This window comes from Staphylococcus sp. 231237_7MaSpsaltlick (assembly GCF_043107035.1).
In genome coordinates this window covers 246,799-263,627 of the sequence record NZ_JBICNX010000007.1, presented here as the reverse complement: position 1 = coordinate 263,627, position 16,829 = coordinate 246,799, and the positions used below count along the sequence as shown (strand labels likewise).

Sequence of the window (16,829 nt, the reverse complement as noted above, 5' to 3'; positions counted from 1 at the left end):
ATACATCATTAAATGAAATGAGCAACGACCACTTTATTTTGATATAATCTTTACGAAAAAATTAATTATCGTCGATTGGGAACAGATATCTTTCGAAATAACTTGAATGTTGACCACTTGAACCAAAGAATTGACTAAGCGCAAGTTTATCAAAATTATTTTTGAAAACAGATGAAGCTTTAAAGTCTTCATAATCCGTTCTACTTTCAAAGCCAAAGTAAATCTTGTAAGTTAATCCATGCTCAGGTTTTAAGAAACGGTAGCTTCTATACCCTGCAAATTGTCTGAAATCAGTAGTTAAATTCTCTAATCTTTTTTCTAGTTGATAAGCATGATCTTCTGATGTTGGTATAAAGATTACAGAATAAAAGTGGTTTTCGTTTAATTCTCCCTCAGACTCAAGGATATTATAAATTAAAGGTTGTTTTAATACTGATTTTTCAGCTGTTTCTTCTAGAATCACTGAAGAATCAGATGCAGAAAATTGTAATAATTTATGGTCGGGATTGTTTAACCTAATTTGATTTAAATAACCAAACGTCCCATAAGATGCAAAAATTTTCATAAAGATTTTCCCCCTTGCTTTGTTTATGAAAGTATAGTTAACTACTATACCTTACTATAGATATATCTAAGTTTTCAAATAGATATAAAATAAGCTTTGATAACATTATAATTGATTTCTATTATAAAACAATAGTCAAATGATTAAATCGTGAAAAGCGAACAGTTTGTCTTTTTTATGACATTTAAGTACAATGAAATACGAACAATAATACAGTATGGTATTATAGATAAGAATGATTACAATGTAGGAGGATTACAGGGTGCATAATAAAAATAATACAATCCTAAATATGATTAATGGCGAAGCTGTGTCGCACACGCCAGTATGGTTTATGCGACAAGCCGGAAGGTCACAACCTGAATATAGAAAGTTAAAAGAAAAGTATTCATTATTTGAAATTACGCACCAACCAGAATTGTGTGCATATGTAACACACTTACCTGTAGATAATTATAATACAGATGCAGCAGTGCTTTATAAAGATATTATGACACCATTACAACCTATTGGTGTAGATGTTGAAATACAATCGGGTATTGGTCCAGTTATTCATAACCCGATTAAAAATATTCAAGATGTTGAAAAACTAGGTGCTATAGATCCCAAAAGAGATGTACCATATGTTTTAGACACAATAAAATTATTAACTGAAGAAAAATTAAACGTTCCTTTAATAGGTTTTACTGGTGCGCCATTTACTTTAGCAAGTTATATGATCGAAGGAGGCCCTTCAAAAAATTATAATTTTACAAAGGCGATGATGTATAGTGATGAAGCTACATGGTTTGCATTAATGGACCATCTCGTTGACATGTCTATCACTTATACTGCTGCTCAAGTAGAAGCGGGCGCCCAAATCATACAAGTATTTGACTCGTGGGTTGGCGCGTTAAACGTTCAAGATTATCGTTATTATATAAAACCAGCTATGAATAAGTTGATAAGTGGTATAAAAGCAAAATATAATGTGCCAGTTATTTTGTTTGGAGTTGGTGCGAGCCATTTAGCTGATGAATGGAATTCTTTACCAATCGATGTTCTAGGTTTAGATTGGCGTTTATCAATTAAAGAGGCAAATGCAATGAATATTAACAAAACATTACAAGGTAATTTAGACCCATCTCTATTATTAGCACCTTGGGATGCTATAGAAGAAAGATTAAAAGTGATTCTAGATCAAGGTATGACACACGGGAAGCATATTTTCAATTTAGGTCACGGCGTTTTTCCACAAGTTAAACCTGAAACCTTAAAACGAGTTACTACGTTTGTACATGAATATACACAAAGATAGTACGACATAAACTTTGGCTATCAAGACTTACAAATTCTTATGTCATATACATCTAAAATTTTTTATACAAAGGATGATTTTAAAATGACAAAAACGATAGGCTTATTAGTAATGGCTTACGGTACACCATATAAAGAGAGTGATATAGAACCTTATTACACTGATATTAGACATGGTAAACAACCGTCTGATGCAGAATTACAAGATTTAAAAGATAGATACCAATTTATAGGAGGACTGTCTCCTTTAGCAGGCACAACAAATAGACAAGCTGAAGCTCTACGTGACGCACTCAATGAAGCATATGACGAGGTGCAATTTAAACTTTATATAGGCTTGAAACACATCTCACCATTTATAGAAGATGCTGTACAATCAATGCATGAAGATGGCATAGATGAAGCAGTTACGGTTGTATTAGCGCCACATTATTCAAGTTTTTCAGTGGGATCATATAATACACGTGCCCAACAAGAAGCAGATAAATACGGTATACAATTTAAACATGTAGCACATTATTATCAACAGCCTAAATTTATACAATACTGGACTGAAAAAATTAATGAAACACTAACAAAAATCCCTCGTGAAGAGCACGATGAAACTGTGTTAGTAGTTTCGGCTCATAGCTTACCTAAAGGATTGATTGAGAAAAATAATGATCCTTATCCGAATGAATTGCATCATACTGCACAATTATTAGAGGAACAATCTGATATTATTCATGTGGCAGAGGGATGGCAATCTGAAGGTAATACAGGTACGCCATGGTTAGGACCAGATGTCCAAGATTTAACTAAATCTTTATATGAAACTTATGGATACAAGCATTTCATATATACACCAGTAGGGTTTGTTTGTGAACATTTGGAAGTATTATTTGATAACGATTATGAATGTAAAGTGGTTTGTGATGAACTAGGTGTAAATTATTACCGACCTTCAATGCCTAATACAGACCCATTGTTTATCGGTGCAATCGTTGATGAAGTTAAAAATGTTTATTAAAGGAAGCGTGAATTAATTTGGGTAAAAGTATCGCAATAATTGGTGCTGGTATTACAGGATTATCTAGTGCTTATTTTATAAAAAAACTACGCCCTGACGTAGATGTAACTATTTTTGAATCATCTAATAGAACTGGTGGGAAAATTCAAACTTATAGAAAAGATGGCTATACTATTGAATTAGGTCCAGAATCTTATTTAGGACGTAAACAAATTATGACTGATATTGCTCAAGATATTGGTTTAGAAAATGATTTGATTACCAATCAAACTGGACAGTCTTATATATATGCAAAGAATAAATTATTCCCAATCCCTGGTGGGTCTATATTAGGCGTACCAACTGATATAAAACCATTTTTAAAGACAAAGTTAATCTCTCCCCAAGGGAAACTACGTGCTGGATTAGATTTATTTAAAAAGCCTACAGAAATGAACGAAGATATTTCAGTTGGCGCATTTTTCCGAGAACGTTTGGGCGATGAGATATTAGAAAATCTAATAGAGCCCTTAATGGGTGGCATTTATGGTACAAATATTGATGATTTAAGTTTAATGAGTACTTTTCCAGAGTTTAAGCATAGAGAAGAACAATTTGGTAGTTTGATTAAAGGTATGAGACATGAAAAATTACAACGCCAAAAACAACGTCAATTATACCCAGGTGCGCCTAAAGGTCAATTTAAACAATTTAAACACGGGCTTAGTTCATTTATAGAATATTTGACTGAATATATTGTCAACAAAGGTGTTGAAATAAAATACCAAACGCCAATTAAAGATATTATTACTTCACAAACCAATTATGAAATTATCAGTGGAGATAACAAAGACACATTCGATAGTGTGCTAGTGACTGCGCCACATCAAACATTTATGCAATGGTTTGGTAATGACCCTGCATTTGATTATTTTAACTCTATGGACTGTACCACAGTAGCAACAGTGGTATTGGCCTTTGACGAAAAAAATATTGAAAACACGTATGATGGTACGGGGTTTGTAATCGCGCGGACAAGTGAAACTGATATAACAGCTTGTACATGGACGAGTAAAAAATGGCCATTTACGACTCCAGAAGGAAAAGTGCTTATACGTGCTTATGTAGGTAAACCAGATGACACAGTTGTAGATGAACATACAGATGAAGAATTAGTTAATATTGTTAAAAAAGATTTAAGCCAGATGATGACATTTAAAGGCGCTCCAGACTTTAGTATTGTAAATAGACTACCTAAAAGTATGCCACAGTATCATGTTGGTCATATCAATAAAATTAGATCAATACAAACACATATTAAACAAAATTACCCAAAACTACGTATTACAGGTGCCTCATTCGAAGCGGTAGGTTTACCTGATTGTATTCAACAAGGTAAAAATGCTGTAGAAGAGTTATTAGCAGAATTATAATAATTAAATAAAAGCAATTAACCGTATCTTCTACTTATCGAATAGTTATATAGATGATACGGTTTTTTTATTATGGATATTGAATTGTTTATAATTCATATGAATCTATGAGATAATGAAACAGTTGCAAAATTAGCATATTAGATAGCTAATGTGATTCACATAAAGTGGGGGGGATATTTATGACTGATATCGTAATAGTACATTCAAAATATGGAGACGCATCGAATCATTGGTATGATTGGCTAGCAAATAACCTTACATTAGAAGGCTATAATGTAAAATTATTTAATTTACCATATGAAAAAGATAGCAAAATCGAAAAATGGGTAAGTGAAATGAAACAACAAATCCAAATTAATAAATATGAAACTTATTTTGTTACGCATGGCTTTGGTACTTTAGCATCATTAAAATATATTGAAGAAATGCATGTAAATTACATAGAAGGTTTGTTTAGTATTTCAGGATTTATGGAAGATGCTCAAGTATCAAATGAATTAGCTCTTACAGAAAAATTTCAAATTGATTATAAGCAAGTTAAAAGAAAAGTGGAAGCATTTTATGGCTTATGTGCTAAGGATGATAAACATGTATCATATGAAGAAACTAAAAGACTAATGGATAAATTAGGAGGCAAATGTAAAGTGACTGAATATGGAGGGCATTTTATGGAAGATGATGGATTTACAACATTTACAAGATTGCAAAGTAAAATGCTGGGTATTATGAGTCAATAAATAATAATCTTAATTAAAGTTATTTAAACGGCAAATCTTTAACTATTGAATTTTTATGATGCTTTTTTATTGGAACAATGTCTTAAAACTATAAATAAATTTCCGGAGAGGCTAATTATTTATATAAAAAAGGAACTAAAATTAAAATAATATTATTATTAACCATTTTTACACAAATTAGTTTTTAAAATCCATTGACTAAATCTCGAAATCTTTATATACTGAGTTAGTCTTATTTGATAGGTGATGTGCAAACAGCCAACATTATACTTAGTTTTAATTTTGATTAAGCTAATGTAAATTAATTTTAAAAAAACGTTGACATTAACTTAACATTTATGGTATATTTAATTGGTAGTCGTCATTAATAATATTAACGCGGGATGGAGCAGTTCGGTAGCTCGTCGGGCTCATAACCCGAAGGTCGGTGGTTCAAATCCGCCTCCCGCAATTTTTAAAGGTCCCGTAGTGTAGCGGTTAACACGCCTGCCTGTCACGCAGGAGATCGTGGGTTCGAATCCCATCGGGACCGCCATTTTTCATTATGGTTCAGTAGCTCAGTTGGTAGAGCAATGGATTGAAGCTCCATGTGTCGGCAGTTCGACTCTGTCCTGAACCATTCTTTTGATTTTTACTTTGGCGGTTGTGGCGAAGTGGTTAACGCATCGGATTGTGGTTCCGACACTCGTGGGTTCGATTCCCATCATCCGCCCCATAATCGTTAAAATGCGGGTGTAGTTTAATGGCAAAACCTCAGCCTTCCAAGCTGATGTTGTGGGTTCGATTCCCATCACCCGCTCCATTATAATTATTCCACAGTAGCTCAGTGGTAGAGCTATCGGCTGTTAACCGATCGGTCGTAGGTTCGAGTCCTACCTGTGGAGCCATGGCCCCGTGGTCAAGCGGTTAAGACACCGCCCTTTCACGGCGGTAACACGGGTTCGAGTCCCGTCGGGGTCATACAAACAGAAGTGAAATATCGCTTCTGTTTTTTTATATGGAGAGTTGTCCGAGTTGGCCGAAGGAGCACGCCTGGAAAGTGTGTAGGCGCCACAAGCGTCTCGAGGGTTCGAATCCCTCACTCTCCGTTAATTACATAATTTGAGCTTTCTTGAGACACCGAAATCCTTGATATAATAGGGTTTCGGTGTTTTTGTTTTTATGACATATTGTAAGTTTTGTTATCTTCTTATCAAATCAACTTTTCTCTTTATCTACTACTCCTTGTATGTTCTAACTTATTTTCAAATTTTTTTCGTAATCTATGATTGTTCTGCTTGTTTGTCTGAAATAACGTGACATTAACTATATTATATTGTAAAAAGTAGTGTTAAATTGATTAATAAGAACAAATGTTCTATTATATTCTTGAGGTGATTACATGGAACCCAATTTAGATTGGAGTAAAACTTTTCAAGAGTTTCAAGATATATTAAATTCAGGAATCAATCCAGAATGGCTATACAGCACTAAAGCAAACATGGTTTTGAATCCAGCTTATACAGGAGAAGGTAAGCAATTTTTCTTTACAAAAGATATTGTTAAAGCTAGTAAAACTATTCCATTCTTTTAAATTAATACTATGAAAATAACAACCTCAGATACACCAGGTGAATACGAATGCGAAATTGATCTCTGTATGATACCTGGAGAAAGACTTATATTATTAGTACCAGAAGCTTTATAGTTAATAGACAATTATTTGTAAAAATACTATTAATATATTAGTCATAAATATCACTGTAGTATTGTACGATATTTTAAAATACCGATTTGTTAGTTATTATATTTCTTTGGTTATTTTATTAGTTCAAAATATTTTAATATTTATAATATAGGGTATTTATAATAAAGAATATCAATGAGGTGTTATTATTGTCTTTAAATATAAATATAAATAGTTACTTAAAATTATTAGAAAATGAAATTTTAACAGAACAAAGATATTATCAAGAGAAGAATTATATATCAAAGTTTTTTTACAAGTTGTTTAAGCATCCAAGAGATAAAAATAAAGAATTATTATATTTAGATTCAATTGATGATGAGTCGTTTTATCAATTATTTAGTGCATATACTATAGGTAGTGAACTACTAACAATACCCGATTGTTTAAATGAAGATATAATGAGTTACGGTAGTATAGAGGATTTATTCAAAGATAGAGTTAAAATTTTGAAAGATAGATTGCCATTAAAACATGAAGCTGCAATCCATTTTAAAGAAAAAGATTGTAATTTTGTTAAGGAGAGTTTACTTGCTTTTCAAGAAAAGTTTTCTAATCAAAATATATTTTAGAAAGAAGTAATATAATTAAAAAAGATGATCGGTGAAATAACTATCCACTTTTTAAGATTATGGGGATAAAGAATAGTGATAAACTTAATTTAGATAAAATAATTTTACTTATAAATAACTTAAAAATAAAGAACCCTCAACTAAATAAATAAGTGAGGGATGTTATATACCGACAAAAAAAATATACATTTAAAAAATCTTAATTTACGGAATTATAAATTAAGTATAAGGAGTTAAAATATGAAACTAACAAAAATAGAACTTCAAGAAAAAGATTACCCAAAAGCATTAGAAATATGGGAAAAATCTGTAATTGCAACTCACGATTTTTTAAAAGAAAAGGATAGATTGGAAATAAAAGCTGAAATTCCTACATATTTTAAATTTGTCGAAGCTGATTTGTGGTTTAATGCCTACGAAGCAATTGGTTTCTCAGGTACAAACGAAAAAAATTTAGAAATGCTTTTTATAGATCCAAAATATTTTCAGATAGGATATGGTACTGAAATACTACAGTATTTAATTCAAGAAAACAAAGTTCAATATGTTGATGTAAATAAAGATAACTATAATGCTGTGAATTTTTATATCAAAAATGGATTTAAAAAGTATAAAGAATCTCAAAAGGATCAACAAGGAAGAGATTATCCAATATTACATCTCAAACTGTAAAGATTACTTAATGATATGGTTTTAAACAAATCATTTATATAGTTAGATGAGTTTATTTTGTGAAAGAAATTTACAGAAAGTAGCTTTGTTAGCTGTAGCTCCAGCATAAGCAGTTATTTCAGTAGCCCAACCCCCAAATCTTGAATCGTAAACATTATGTGCTGCTGTAAGTATAGTATCAGGAGCCATCACAGTACCTGTACCAATATAAGTTATATTGGTAAATATCATGTTTAAGAGTACTATAGTTTTATAAGGATAAGATGTATAATTTTTCACTAACATATGGTTATCTTTGGCTAAAATTCTTTCTATTTCACTTCCAGTGGCTTCTTCTATAGGTCTAAGGTTCTCTTGTGGTATCTCATAATCAACAGGTGTAGCATCTTTTATAGGTTTTGTGGGTTCAGTTATATATGTATGGTTATTGTTTATTGATGATGCACTAACATTTTCTTCTTTTAAAACATAAGAGATAAGCAATAAAATCAATATTACTAAAAGAAAGCGCTTCATTAATTTAAAATCCTCCTTAAAACGATATTATAAAAATGATTTTCCTAAATTAATTAATCGCTGTATGTCACGTAGATTAGTTTGTCATTGGTAAAATCGAATACTACTTTCAAATTATTTAATTCAAGCTTTTTTGTATCATTATAGTTGAAATCATGCACTTTAGTTATTCTCCTTTAATGAATTTATCTGCTGTCATAACAGCTAATAGGTTATTTTGTCTTATGGCTTCTAATTTCATATTGAAAATTTGTGTTACGTACTGATCAGCGCTTCTAGGCACTCTATTAAGTGTTTTTGAAAAATACTTCAACCATTCAATTTTATCTTCATATTTCATTTTACTAATTGCAAAGTTTTTCTTTTGCCCGTGCCTAAATAACCGCGTGGTAAATTTTCCAGCAAATTGGTCCCGTGTTTTCTGATCTTTGTAAATAGGGCTTTTGTAAATGACTTTATAAATTTCGTTAATTGTTGCAAAGTATTGTTTCCCTGTACTTTTGTGATGTGATAAATGTGTACCATTATCAAAATTATTTACTACGACATAGTATTCGTAATTTGTTTTTATAGCATAATTTCTCGAGTTCATTAGAAATTCTATAGTGAATAATTGATCTTCGGCAGTTTGTGAAAATGTTTTAAATCTTAATTTATTTTTATCTATAATTGTTTTTTTAAACATTTTGAGTACGGATAAAGCATAGAACATACTGTTGTCGATAATATTAGCTTTTGGAACATTTCCATTTTCAAATATAGCTTTAGGCACGCTTCTACCTTTACCTTTAACGCCGTATTTTCCAATAATCAAATCACTTTTATGTTTAATTCCATAATTATATAAGTCTTCTAAGGTACGTGGGTGTAATAAATCGTCAGAATCTAAAAAGAAAATATACTCACCACTACTCATTTCAATACCTTTATTTCTAGGTTTGCTAGCACTGCCACTGTTGAATTTTAATCGTTTGAATTTAATTAACTTACTGTACTTTTTTGCATAAGATTTAATAATTTTTAATGTATTTGAGTTATTTGAATGATCGTCTACAATTATTAACTCATAATTGGCTTTCTCCATTGTTTGATTAATAACAGAATCAATTGTACGAAAAAGAGAACAATCGTTGTTGTATGTTGGCATAACTATGCTGACTTTTTTAATTTTTAAACGCCTCCTTTTTTACAAAGTTAGCAAAGAAGGCATTATTAGTATATGTAGTTAGTTATTTTTTAAAATAAGTACAAGCAAAACTAATAAAAAAATAAGTTAGATTAATGAAAGTTATATGCGGTAATGAAATATTAAATAGTAATATGATTTATTTTAATTATTAAATAATGTTAGTGGGTTAATAATATAAGGGGGGATGTATATTAAAGGAGATATTATACGATTAGTATAATATAAATTAAAATAGAAATTGACTATTTGGTAACATATTTAGGAGTTAATAATTGGTATAGAGTCGGTGACTAAAGTGGTTCTTATGTAAGAGCCCTAATCAACTTAAGTAATTATTAAGCCCATTTCTAAAAGGACCACTTCTTTAAAGAAGTGGTTCTTGATTTATTAAGTTAGTAAAAGTGATACCCTTTCTATCTAGTCATCTTAGTCAAATAAGAGCGATAAATTCCTTTTAGATGGATTAGATTTTTTTGGAGCTATATACTTGAGCGCAGTTCAAGTGATTTTTATTATAAAAAACACTAGTTTCTATATTTTTTAGTTATCGGAATTCAACCATTTAGTTTAAGCATTTTATTTTCAGTCATGTTTTCTTTGATGAAATAGGGGATGTATTTTAAGAGGAATTGACTTTGACGCGCTGACAATAATTAAATGTTTACCTAGATATATGTTTAATTATCTTGTTCGTTATTTAATACTTTGCCATTCTTAGCATCAATAGTTACTTCGTGTTTTTCTTTATCTTTTTTAAGGTCTAAATCGTAAACGAGTTTCCCATCGTCTTTTGATAGTGACCACTCTTTGATGTCTCCGTCAAATTCTTTTTGACCTTTTTTAATGGCTTCTTTATAATCGATGGCGTTATTATAATTAAATGTTTCGTTTTTATTAAGTGAATCTTCGTTTTCTTGTTCTTTGTTCAAGATTTTTTTATTTTTATCAGAGATAATAACTTCTGACTCTTTATTATCACCTTGTTGTTCAATTTTATATGCCCATTCGCCGTTGCTTTTTTCATATGAGATGCCTTTTAAATGTTGGTTATTATATGTTTGTTGAGCTTTTTTAATAGCGTCTTCAGGGCTTGTTTTAATTTTGTTGATAGCGATGACTTGGTTGTCAGATTTTGTATCTTTTTTATTTTCAGATTTTGTATCACTGTCAGATGAACCATTTCCACAACTAGCTAATAATAGACTAGAAAATACTATTACTGATAAACTTTTTAACTTCATCTGCTTCACTCCTTTATCATTTTTACAATAAATACTTACCCAATCTTTGATATAGACAAAACATTAAATGTGAAAATTTAATTTTAACCAGTTAAATCAGTTGATTTAACTGAATTTCAAAATAAAAGTAACATTTCCACTATAAGGTGATAAAAATAGTTAAGAAATAGGAAAAATAGTAAAAATAACACGTGTTGTGCAAGAACCCTGTTAAATAAATATAAACACGTTATAATAAGTATAATTGAGATGGAGGAATGACAGATTGGATTTTTGGTTAAAAACACAAGCTGAACAAAATAGTAAAGGAATATTTATCGATGATGGCGCGAATCAAATTACTTTTGGGAAGATGTATGATTGCGCTAAAAGACTCGCCTATAGTCTAAAACAATTAGAATTAAGCAGAATAGGTTTATATGTTAACAATACAATAGAATCCATAGTATTAATTAATGCTGCATGGGTAGCAGGAATAGAAGTAGCCATGGTTAATACGAGGTTAACTAAGGAAGAAATGATTGCTCAAATGAAATCTATAAATGTAAGTACCATCATAGCGATGGAACAACTTCATTTAAGAGATATTAAAGTGATAGATTTTCAAACATTGCAGACTCAGGAAGGGCACGAATTCGAAGCGCCGTTTTCAATCGCTCGAATCGCATCTATTATGTTTACTTCTGGTACTACAGGTCCACAAAAAGCAGTACCACAAACTTTTGATAATCATTATGCGAGTGCATTAGGTTGTAAAGAAAGCCTTGGATTTAATCAATCTACGAAATGGTTATCGGTATTGCCGATTTATCATATTTCTGGTTTAAGTGTTGTGTTACGTGCGTTAATTGAAGGTTTTACACTACGGCTTGAATCGAAATTTGATGCTGATAAAATGTTAAAGATAATTAAAGAAGAGAATCCTACACATATTTCGTTAGTACCGCAGACTTTAAAATGGTTAATGGACAAAGGATGGCAACAGCCATTTGCAATTGAAAAAATATTACTTGGCGGAGCTAAGCTAACTACGTCGTTAATAAATAAAGCATTAGATTATAATTTACCGATATACAATTCTTTTGGTATGACTGAGACATGTTCACAATTTTTAACAGCTACACCAAAAATGTTGAAACTCCGACCAGATACTGTCGGGAAACCTAGCGATAATGTTGAAGTGAAAATTTCACAACCTAATGTTTATGGCCATGGGGAATTACTGATTAAAGGTGACAATGTTATGAATGGTTATCTTTTCCCGACAAATAAACAAGATACCTTTGAGGATGGTTATTTTAAAACAGGTGATATAGCAGAAATCGATGAAGAAGGTTATGTCATGGTGTTTGATCGTAGAAAGGATTTAATTATAAGCGGTGGGGAAAACATATACCCTTATCAAATAGAAACGGTTGCCAAAAAGCATAAGTCTATCGAAGATGCAATGTGTGTCGGTATTGAGGATGATACATGGGGTGAAGTACCTTATTTATATTATGTTGCATCAGAAACTTTAACAAATAAACATTTAATAACGTTCTTTCAAAACCATCTAGCAAAGTATAAAGTGCCAAAGCAATTTAAGCGTGTTACTTCTTTACCGTATACATCAACAGGCAAATTGCAGAGGAATCATTTATAAAAGTAATAAGGAGTCTATATGAAAATAGTTGATATGCATCTATATCTTTATGATGAACGGTTTAATACACCAATTATTACACCTAAAATAAAACTGGAGAAACGTAAAGCATTGTTTGTAGCTTTAGTTACGGATAATAATGTATATTACTATGGAGAGTGTAACGCATTTGAAACCGATTGGTATACAAATGAAACGATTGATGAAGCTCAAATTCAAGTTAAAGAGTGGTTTGAAAGTATTCAAGACATAGCGTTTTATACTTTTGATGATATAATAAGTAGTTTAAACCATTTATCTAAATACCCGGCAACTAGAAGTATGATTGTAATGGCTTGCTACCAAATGTTTTTTAAATTAACAGATTTTAGCGTAGCATATGGTGCAACGGTTAGTGGCTTAGCAGAAGAAAATATCTTGCAATTATCTCAAACGCGACCTCAACGCGTTAAAATAAAATGGTCTGATTCAATTTTAGATGATATTAAAACAGTTGAAAAATTATCATTCAAACCAGATATTGTTGTAGATGCAAATGAATCTATAACCGAGGCGGAGATAACCAAGCTAACAACAATTGGAAATAACCGATTATTGTATATAGAGGAGCCATTTAAATCTTTAGAGATGCTAAAACAGTTTTATATCTATGAATTACCACCAGTTGCCATAGATGAAAAGGCAGACACTGTAAATAACATTCTAGAGGCTATAGATGCTTACGCTATAGCTGTTGTTGTATTGAAGCCATTTAGATTAGGAGGCATTGATAAGGTGCTGGATATCATTAAAGCTCTTAGTGATAAAAATGTAAAAATAGTCATAGGTGGCATGTATGAGTATGGCTTGAGTAGGTATTTTACTGCGATGCTAGCCCAACTTTGTGATTATCCAAGTGATATTACACCAGAAGGCTATTATTTTGAAAAAGATATAGTCGACCGCGCAGGTATATTAAAAGGAGGCTCAATTTATTTTGAGCCTCCAAAGGTTAAGAGTACAAGATTAACACGAATTTATTAATCTTTTTTGTTATCTTTTTTCTTTAAAGGCACTGGATCAAAACCGCCTTTATGAAGCGGATGACATTTTGAAATTCTTTTAATACCTAACCAAGTACCTTTGAATGCACCATATACTTGAATTGCCTCTCTTGTATATTCCGAACAAGTAGGGTAAAAACGGCAAGTTGCAGGCGTTAATGGTGATATGAATCGTTGATATATACGGATTAGTCCAAGAAATATAGTTTTCATAAATTTTGCCTCCAACAAATAGCTTAGCTTTAGCATAGTTAGTTTAACATAATAATGGGAAGAGTGATGTATATGAAGTTTAAAGACAAAGATAACGACAACGTATATTTATCATATAAAGATAAAGAAGATATTGCTGATGGAAATCATGTACTTATTATTCCGAAATATAAAAATCAGTTGCTATTTACAAACCATAAATTACGGGGCATCGAATTCCCAGGCGGTAAAAAAGAGAATGGAGAAACAAGTGAAGCAGCTGTTGCGCGTGAGTTGTTTGAAGAAACAGGGGCGACGATAGCGCAATGCGAGTATATTGCACAATATCAAGTACAACGTGTAAACGGCGTTAGCTTCACCAAAGATGTATTTATGGTAAATGTATCAGAGATAAGTCGACAAGACGATTATTTAGAAACAAATGGACCGTTATTTTATAAGAATATAGCTGATGTTCCAGAAAGTAAAAAAAGTTATTTGTTGAAGGATGATGCAATTTTACACTGTTTAGAGAGAGTGATATCACTTGGATTTTATAAATAGAAAACGTATGCCAATAGAATCTATACATCATATATTTGAAGAAGTCACATATTGTGTCGATAACTTAAAAGTTCGAGGCTTAGTAATGACGCCAAAAAAAGATGTAAAAAGAATTGTGATTTATTTACGTGGTGGTAAAGGTCAAGTAGGCAAAGTAAGAGCAGCCAGAATGATGCAATTTGCAAATACAAGCACTTTAGTCTTTGGTCCGTATTATAGAGGAAATAATGGTAGTGAGGGTAAAGATGAATTTTATGGGGCAGATTTAAATGATGTCACGGTCGCTATACGCATACTGCATCAAAAATACCCTATTGCTGACATTCATATGGTTGGGTTTTCGAGAGGTGGACTTCAAGGTTTGCTCACATTTCAAGATTTACCAATCTCAAGTTATATTATTTGGGGTGGTGTGTCTGATATATACTTAATGTATGAAGAACGTGTTGACTTAAGGGGCATGTTGAAACGCATGATTGGCCATCCTAAAAAGCAGACTGATGCCTATCAACAGCGAGATGCATTAGCTCAGATTACTAAGTCAAGTCCACCTATATTTATTGTTCACGGTGGAGAAGATAAGCAAGTAGGCATTCATCATGCCTATTATTTAGCGCAGCAATTAGAGGGAAAGGGGACGACTTTCCGTACGTTTTATCAAATGTCAGAAGGTCACATACCGAGACCTTTTGCTTTAAAAGAAACGCTTTATGAAATCAAGAAGTGGATGACAGATGTGGAAAAAAATAAAATATAATAGAATAAATAAAAATAGAGGAGTGGGCATTACGCCCGCTCCTCTATTTTATATATGATATTTGTGATATTAAATATTATTTGAACCCGCCGTGTGTTGCTAAATCATCTACTTCTACTCCAAATTTTTCGAAGTTATGTTTGAAACGATTGATTAAATCTTGAGCTTGTTCTCTATATGCTTCTGGCTTACTCCAAGCATTAATAGGGTTCAATAGAGTTTGAGGAACATCCTCAACTTCTACTGGGATATCTAAACCGAACATATCGTCTTTAATATATTCAGCCTCTCTTAATTCTCCAGTAATTGCTTGATTTACCATTTGTCTCGTGTAACTTAGACTAATACGACGCCCTACGCCATATTTACCACCAGTCCAGCCAGTGTTTACAAGATAAACATCAACATCATGTTGATCAATTAAGTTGCCTAATAAATCAGCATAAACTTTAGCGTTTAGAGGTAAGAATGGTGAACCAAAGCATGTAGAGAATGAAGGTTCTGGCTCAGTTACGCCACGTTCTGTACCAGCTAATTTAGCAGTAAATCCACTCAAGAAATGGTACATTGCTTGATCTTTGGATAATTTTGAAATTGGTGGTAGAACACCAAAAGCGTCTGCAGTTAAGAAAATAATTGTATTAGGGTGAGCCGCTTTAGATGGTGTTACAATATTTTCAATATGGTTGATTGGATATGCTGCTCTAGTATTTTCTGTGTATTGATTATCATCGAAGTCAACGTCACCATCTTCGTCAACTACAACATTTTCTAAAATGGTACCGTATTTAATAGCGTCATAAATTTGAGGTTCTTTTTTATAAGAAAGGTTAATTGCTTTTGCGTAACAACCACCTTCAATGTTAAAGATGCCATTTTCGTTCCAACCATGTTCGTCGTCTCCAATAAGCTTACGCGTTGGATCAGCTGATAGTGTAGTTTTACCAGTTCCAGAAAGACCGAAGAATAAAGCAACGTCACCTTTGTCTCCAACGTTAGCTGAACAGTGCATGCTCATAATGTTATCTTTAGGTAGTAAATAGTTCATTACGGAGAAAATACCTTTTTTCATTTCACCAGCGTACTCAGTACCACCAATGAGGATGACTTTATGTTTGAAAGATGTGATGATAAATGTTTCTGAGTTTGTGCCGTCAATTTCTGGATCGGCTTTAAAATGCGGTGCTGAAATAATTGTGAAGTTTGGTTTGATTTCTTGTGCTTCTTCTTTTGAATTTGGACGGATAAACATATTTTGAGCAAATAAGTTATGCCACGCTAATTCATTTACAACAGTTAATTTCAATTGTGAGTCGTTATCACTGCCTGCATAACCATTGAATACGTATAGTTCATCTTTTTTGTCTAAATAATTTAGTACCTTATCGTATAAGTTTAAAAATGTTTCTTCCTCAATCGGTTGATTAACATTACCCCAGTCAATATCATCTCTATAAGATGGCTCATTTACAATAAACTTATCTTTTGGTGAACGACCTGTATATTTACCTGTTCTAGCGTTAATTGCACCTAATTCGGTAAGTTCGCCTTCATCATTATTTAAAATTTTATTATACAACTGTGTTGTAGATAATTGAAATAATGAAGATTTTTTGTCTAAAATACTTTCAATTTTGCTTGTATAAGTGTATGTATCTACAGCCATACTAATCCCTCCAACGCTATTTAG

17 protein-coding genes and 8 tRNA genes are annotated in these 16,829 nt (G+C 31.8%); 19 read left to right on the top strand and 6 right to left on the bottom strand.

From position 1 onward, the window contains the following. Window positions 1-61: 61 nt before the first annotated feature. Entirely contained in the window at window positions 62-565 is a 504-nt protein-coding gene (locus ACF91D_RS15745; RefSeq protein ID WP_069792552.1) for an antibiotic biosynthesis monooxygenase, read from the bottom strand. A gap of 262 nt (window positions 566-827) precedes the next feature. Here ACF91D_RS15745 and hemE point away from each other — a divergent pair, with 262 nt between their 5' ends. The 15 genes from hemE (at window position 828) to ACF91D_RS15670 (ending at window position 7,992) form a co-directional block, all read left to right on the top strand. Then, entirely contained in the window at window positions 828-1,862 is a 1,035-nt protein-coding gene (gene hemE / locus ACF91D_RS15740; protein WP_039066988.1) for a uroporphyrinogen decarboxylase, read from the top strand. Window positions 1,863-1,946: 84 nt separating this feature from the next. Continuing rightward, entirely contained in the window at window positions 1,947-2,870 is a 924-nt protein-coding gene (gene hemH, locus ACF91D_RS15735; RefSeq protein WP_039066990.1) for a ferrochelatase, read from the top strand. Window positions 2,871-2,887: 17 nt separating this feature from the next. Continuing rightward, on the top strand, window positions 2,888-4,282 hold the full coding sequence (gene hemY / locus ACF91D_RS15730) for a protoporphyrinogen oxidase (RefSeq protein WP_069792551.1): 1,395 nt from the start codon (window positions 2,888-2,890) through the stop codon (window positions 4,280-4,282). A gap of 182 nt (window positions 4,283-4,464) precedes the next feature. Continuing rightward, window positions 4,465-5,022, top strand: a complete 558-nt coding sequence (locus tag ACF91D_RS15725; protein WP_069792550.1) for an RBBP9/YdeN family alpha/beta hydrolase — start codon at window positions 4,465-4,467, stop codon at window positions 5,020-5,022. A 377-nt stretch (window positions 5,023-5,399) separates the two neighbouring features. Then, a tRNA-Met gene (locus tag ACF91D_RS15720) sits at window positions 5,400-5,473 on the top strand. 8 nt (window positions 5,474-5,481) lie between these two features. Continuing rightward, window positions 5,482-5,557: transfer RNA gene (locus ACF91D_RS15715), tRNA-Asp, on the top strand. Between the two features lie 11 nt (window positions 5,558-5,568). Next, window positions 5,569-5,641 (top strand) — tRNA-Phe (locus tag ACF91D_RS15710). Between the two features lie 20 nt (window positions 5,642-5,661). Next, window positions 5,662-5,737, top strand: a tRNA-His gene (locus ACF91D_RS15705). A 13-nt stretch (window positions 5,738-5,750) separates the two neighbouring features. Continuing rightward, a tRNA-Gly gene (locus ACF91D_RS15700) sits at window positions 5,751-5,824 on the top strand. 10 nt (window positions 5,825-5,834) lie between these two features. Further along, window positions 5,835-5,909: transfer RNA gene (locus tag ACF91D_RS15695), tRNA-Asn, on the top strand. Window position 5,910: 1 nt separating this feature from the next. After that, a tRNA-Glu gene (locus ACF91D_RS15690) sits at window positions 5,911-5,982 on the top strand. A gap of 39 nt (window positions 5,983-6,021) precedes the next feature. Continuing rightward, window positions 6,022-6,110, top strand: a tRNA-Ser gene (locus ACF91D_RS15685). A 293-nt stretch (window positions 6,111-6,403) separates the two neighbouring features. After that, complete coding sequence (locus ACF91D_RS15680) at window positions 6,404-6,595, top strand: hypothetical protein (RefSeq protein WP_039066993.1); 192 nt, start codon at window positions 6,404-6,406, stop codon at window positions 6,593-6,595. Between the two features lie 302 nt (window positions 6,596-6,897). Then, a complete protein-coding gene (locus tag ACF91D_RS15675; RefSeq protein WP_069792248.1) occupies window positions 6,898-7,320 on the top strand; it encodes a hypothetical protein in 423 nt (140 codons plus the stop codon). 240 nt (window positions 7,321-7,560) lie between these two features. Then, window positions 7,561-7,992: a GNAT family N-acetyltransferase gene (locus ACF91D_RS15670; RefSeq protein WP_069792247.1), complete on the top strand. Its 432-nt coding sequence runs from the start codon at window positions 7,561-7,563 to the stop codon at window positions 7,990-7,992. 42 nt (window positions 7,993-8,034) lie between these two features. Here ACF91D_RS15670 and ACF91D_RS15665 read toward each other — a convergent pair whose 3' ends face one another. The 3 genes from ACF91D_RS15665 to ACF91D_RS15655 all read right to left on the bottom strand — a co-directional run bounded on the left by ACF91D_RS15665 (window position 8,035) and on the right by ACF91D_RS15655 (window position 10,938). Beyond that, window positions 8,035-8,508: a trypsin-like serine peptidase gene (locus ACF91D_RS15665; RefSeq protein ID WP_327620549.1), complete on the bottom strand. Its 474-nt coding sequence runs from the start codon at window positions 8,506-8,508 to the stop codon at window positions 8,035-8,037. Window positions 8,509-8,674: 166 nt separating this feature from the next. Further along, window positions 8,675-9,676: a glycosyltransferase family 2 protein gene (locus tag ACF91D_RS15660; RefSeq protein ID WP_327620694.1), complete on the bottom strand. Its 1,002-nt coding sequence runs from the start codon at window positions 9,674-9,676 to the stop codon at window positions 8,675-8,677. 698 nt (window positions 9,677-10,374) lie between these two features. Then, window positions 10,375-10,938, bottom strand: coding sequence for a PepSY domain-containing protein (locus ACF91D_RS15655; RefSeq protein ID WP_069792244.1), 564 nt, complete (start codon window positions 10,936-10,938; stop codon window positions 10,375-10,377). A gap of 265 nt (window positions 10,939-11,203) precedes the next feature. Here ACF91D_RS15655 and menE point away from each other — a divergent pair, with 265 nt between their 5' ends. Continuing rightward, window positions 11,204-12,583, top strand: a complete 1,380-nt coding sequence (gene menE, locus ACF91D_RS15650; RefSeq protein ID WP_069792243.1) for an o-succinylbenzoate--CoA ligase — start codon at window positions 11,204-11,206, stop codon at window positions 12,581-12,583. A gap of 18 nt (window positions 12,584-12,601) precedes the next feature. Further along, on the top strand, window positions 12,602-13,606 hold the full coding sequence (menC, locus tag ACF91D_RS15645) for an o-succinylbenzoate synthase (RefSeq protein ID WP_039067005.1): 1,005 nt from the start codon (window positions 12,602-12,604) through the stop codon (window positions 13,604-13,606). On the opposite strand, the gene yidD is transcribed toward menC, so the two are convergent. After that, window positions 13,603-13,839, bottom strand: coding sequence for a membrane protein insertion efficiency factor YidD (gene yidD, locus ACF91D_RS15640; RefSeq protein ID WP_039067006.1), 237 nt, complete (start codon window positions 13,837-13,839; stop codon window positions 13,603-13,605). The two genes, menC and yidD, sit on opposite strands and share 4 nt — an antisense overlap. A gap of 66 nt (window positions 13,840-13,905) precedes the next feature. Here yidD and ytkD point away from each other — a divergent pair, with 66 nt between their 5' ends. Beyond that, window positions 13,906-14,382: an RNA deprotection pyrophosphohydrolase gene (gene ytkD / locus ACF91D_RS15635; RefSeq protein ID WP_080750256.1), complete on the top strand. Its 477-nt coding sequence runs from the start codon at window positions 13,906-13,908 to the stop codon at window positions 14,380-14,382. After that, window positions 14,366-15,139, top strand: coding sequence for an alpha/beta hydrolase family protein (locus tag ACF91D_RS15630; RefSeq protein WP_327620550.1), 774 nt, complete (start codon window positions 14,366-14,368; stop codon window positions 15,137-15,139). The genes ytkD and ACF91D_RS15630 overlap by 17 nt, the downstream gene beginning before the upstream one ends. A gap of 76 nt (window positions 15,140-15,215) precedes the next feature. Here ACF91D_RS15630 and pckA read toward each other — a convergent pair whose 3' ends face one another. Next, entirely contained in the window at window positions 15,216-16,805 is a 1,590-nt protein-coding gene (gene pckA, locus ACF91D_RS15625) for a phosphoenolpyruvate carboxykinase (ATP) (RefSeq protein WP_039067009.1), read from the bottom strand. Window positions 16,806-16,829 lie beyond the last annotated feature (24 nt).

Excerpts from the sequence above, each read along its gene's own strand:
- ytkD (WP_080750256.1), top strand. The coding sequence starts at position 13,906 with ATGTATATGAAGTTTAAAGACAAAGATAACGACAACGTATATTTATCA.
- menC (WP_039067005.1), top strand. The coding sequence starts at position 12,602 with ATGAAAATAGTTGATATGCATCTATATCTTTATGATGAACGGTTTAAT.
- ACF91D_RS15745 (WP_069792552.1), bottom strand. The coding sequence starts at position 565 with ATGAAAATTTTTGCATCTTATGGGACGTTTGGTTATTTAAATCAAATT.
- ACF91D_RS15725 (WP_069792550.1), top strand. The coding sequence starts at position 4,465 with ATGACTGATATCGTAATAGTACATTCAAAATATGGAGACGCATCGAAT.
- yidD (WP_039067006.1), bottom strand. The coding sequence starts at position 13,839 with ATGAAAACTATATTTCTTGGACTAATCCGTATATATCAACGATTCATA.
- ACF91D_RS15665 (WP_327620549.1), bottom strand. The coding sequence starts at position 8,508 with ATGAAGCGCTTTCTTTTAGTAATATTGATTTTATTGCTTATCTCTTAT.
- pckA (WP_039067009.1), bottom strand. The coding sequence starts at position 16,805 with ATGGCTGTAGATACATACACTTATACAAGCAAAATTGAAAGTATTTTA.
- hemH (WP_039066990.1), top strand. The coding sequence starts at position 1,947 with ATGACAAAAACGATAGGCTTATTAGTAATGGCTTACGGTACACCATAT.
- ACF91D_RS15670 (WP_069792247.1), top strand. The coding sequence starts at position 7,561 with ATGAAACTAACAAAAATAGAACTTCAAGAAAAAGATTACCCAAAAGCA.
- ACF91D_RS15680 (WP_039066993.1), top strand. The coding sequence starts at position 6,404 with ATGGAACCCAATTTAGATTGGAGTAAAACTTTTCAAGAGTTTCAAGAT.
- ACF91D_RS15655 (WP_069792244.1), bottom strand. The coding sequence starts at position 10,938 with ATGAAGTTAAAAAGTTTATCAGTAATAGTATTTTCTAGTCTATTATTA.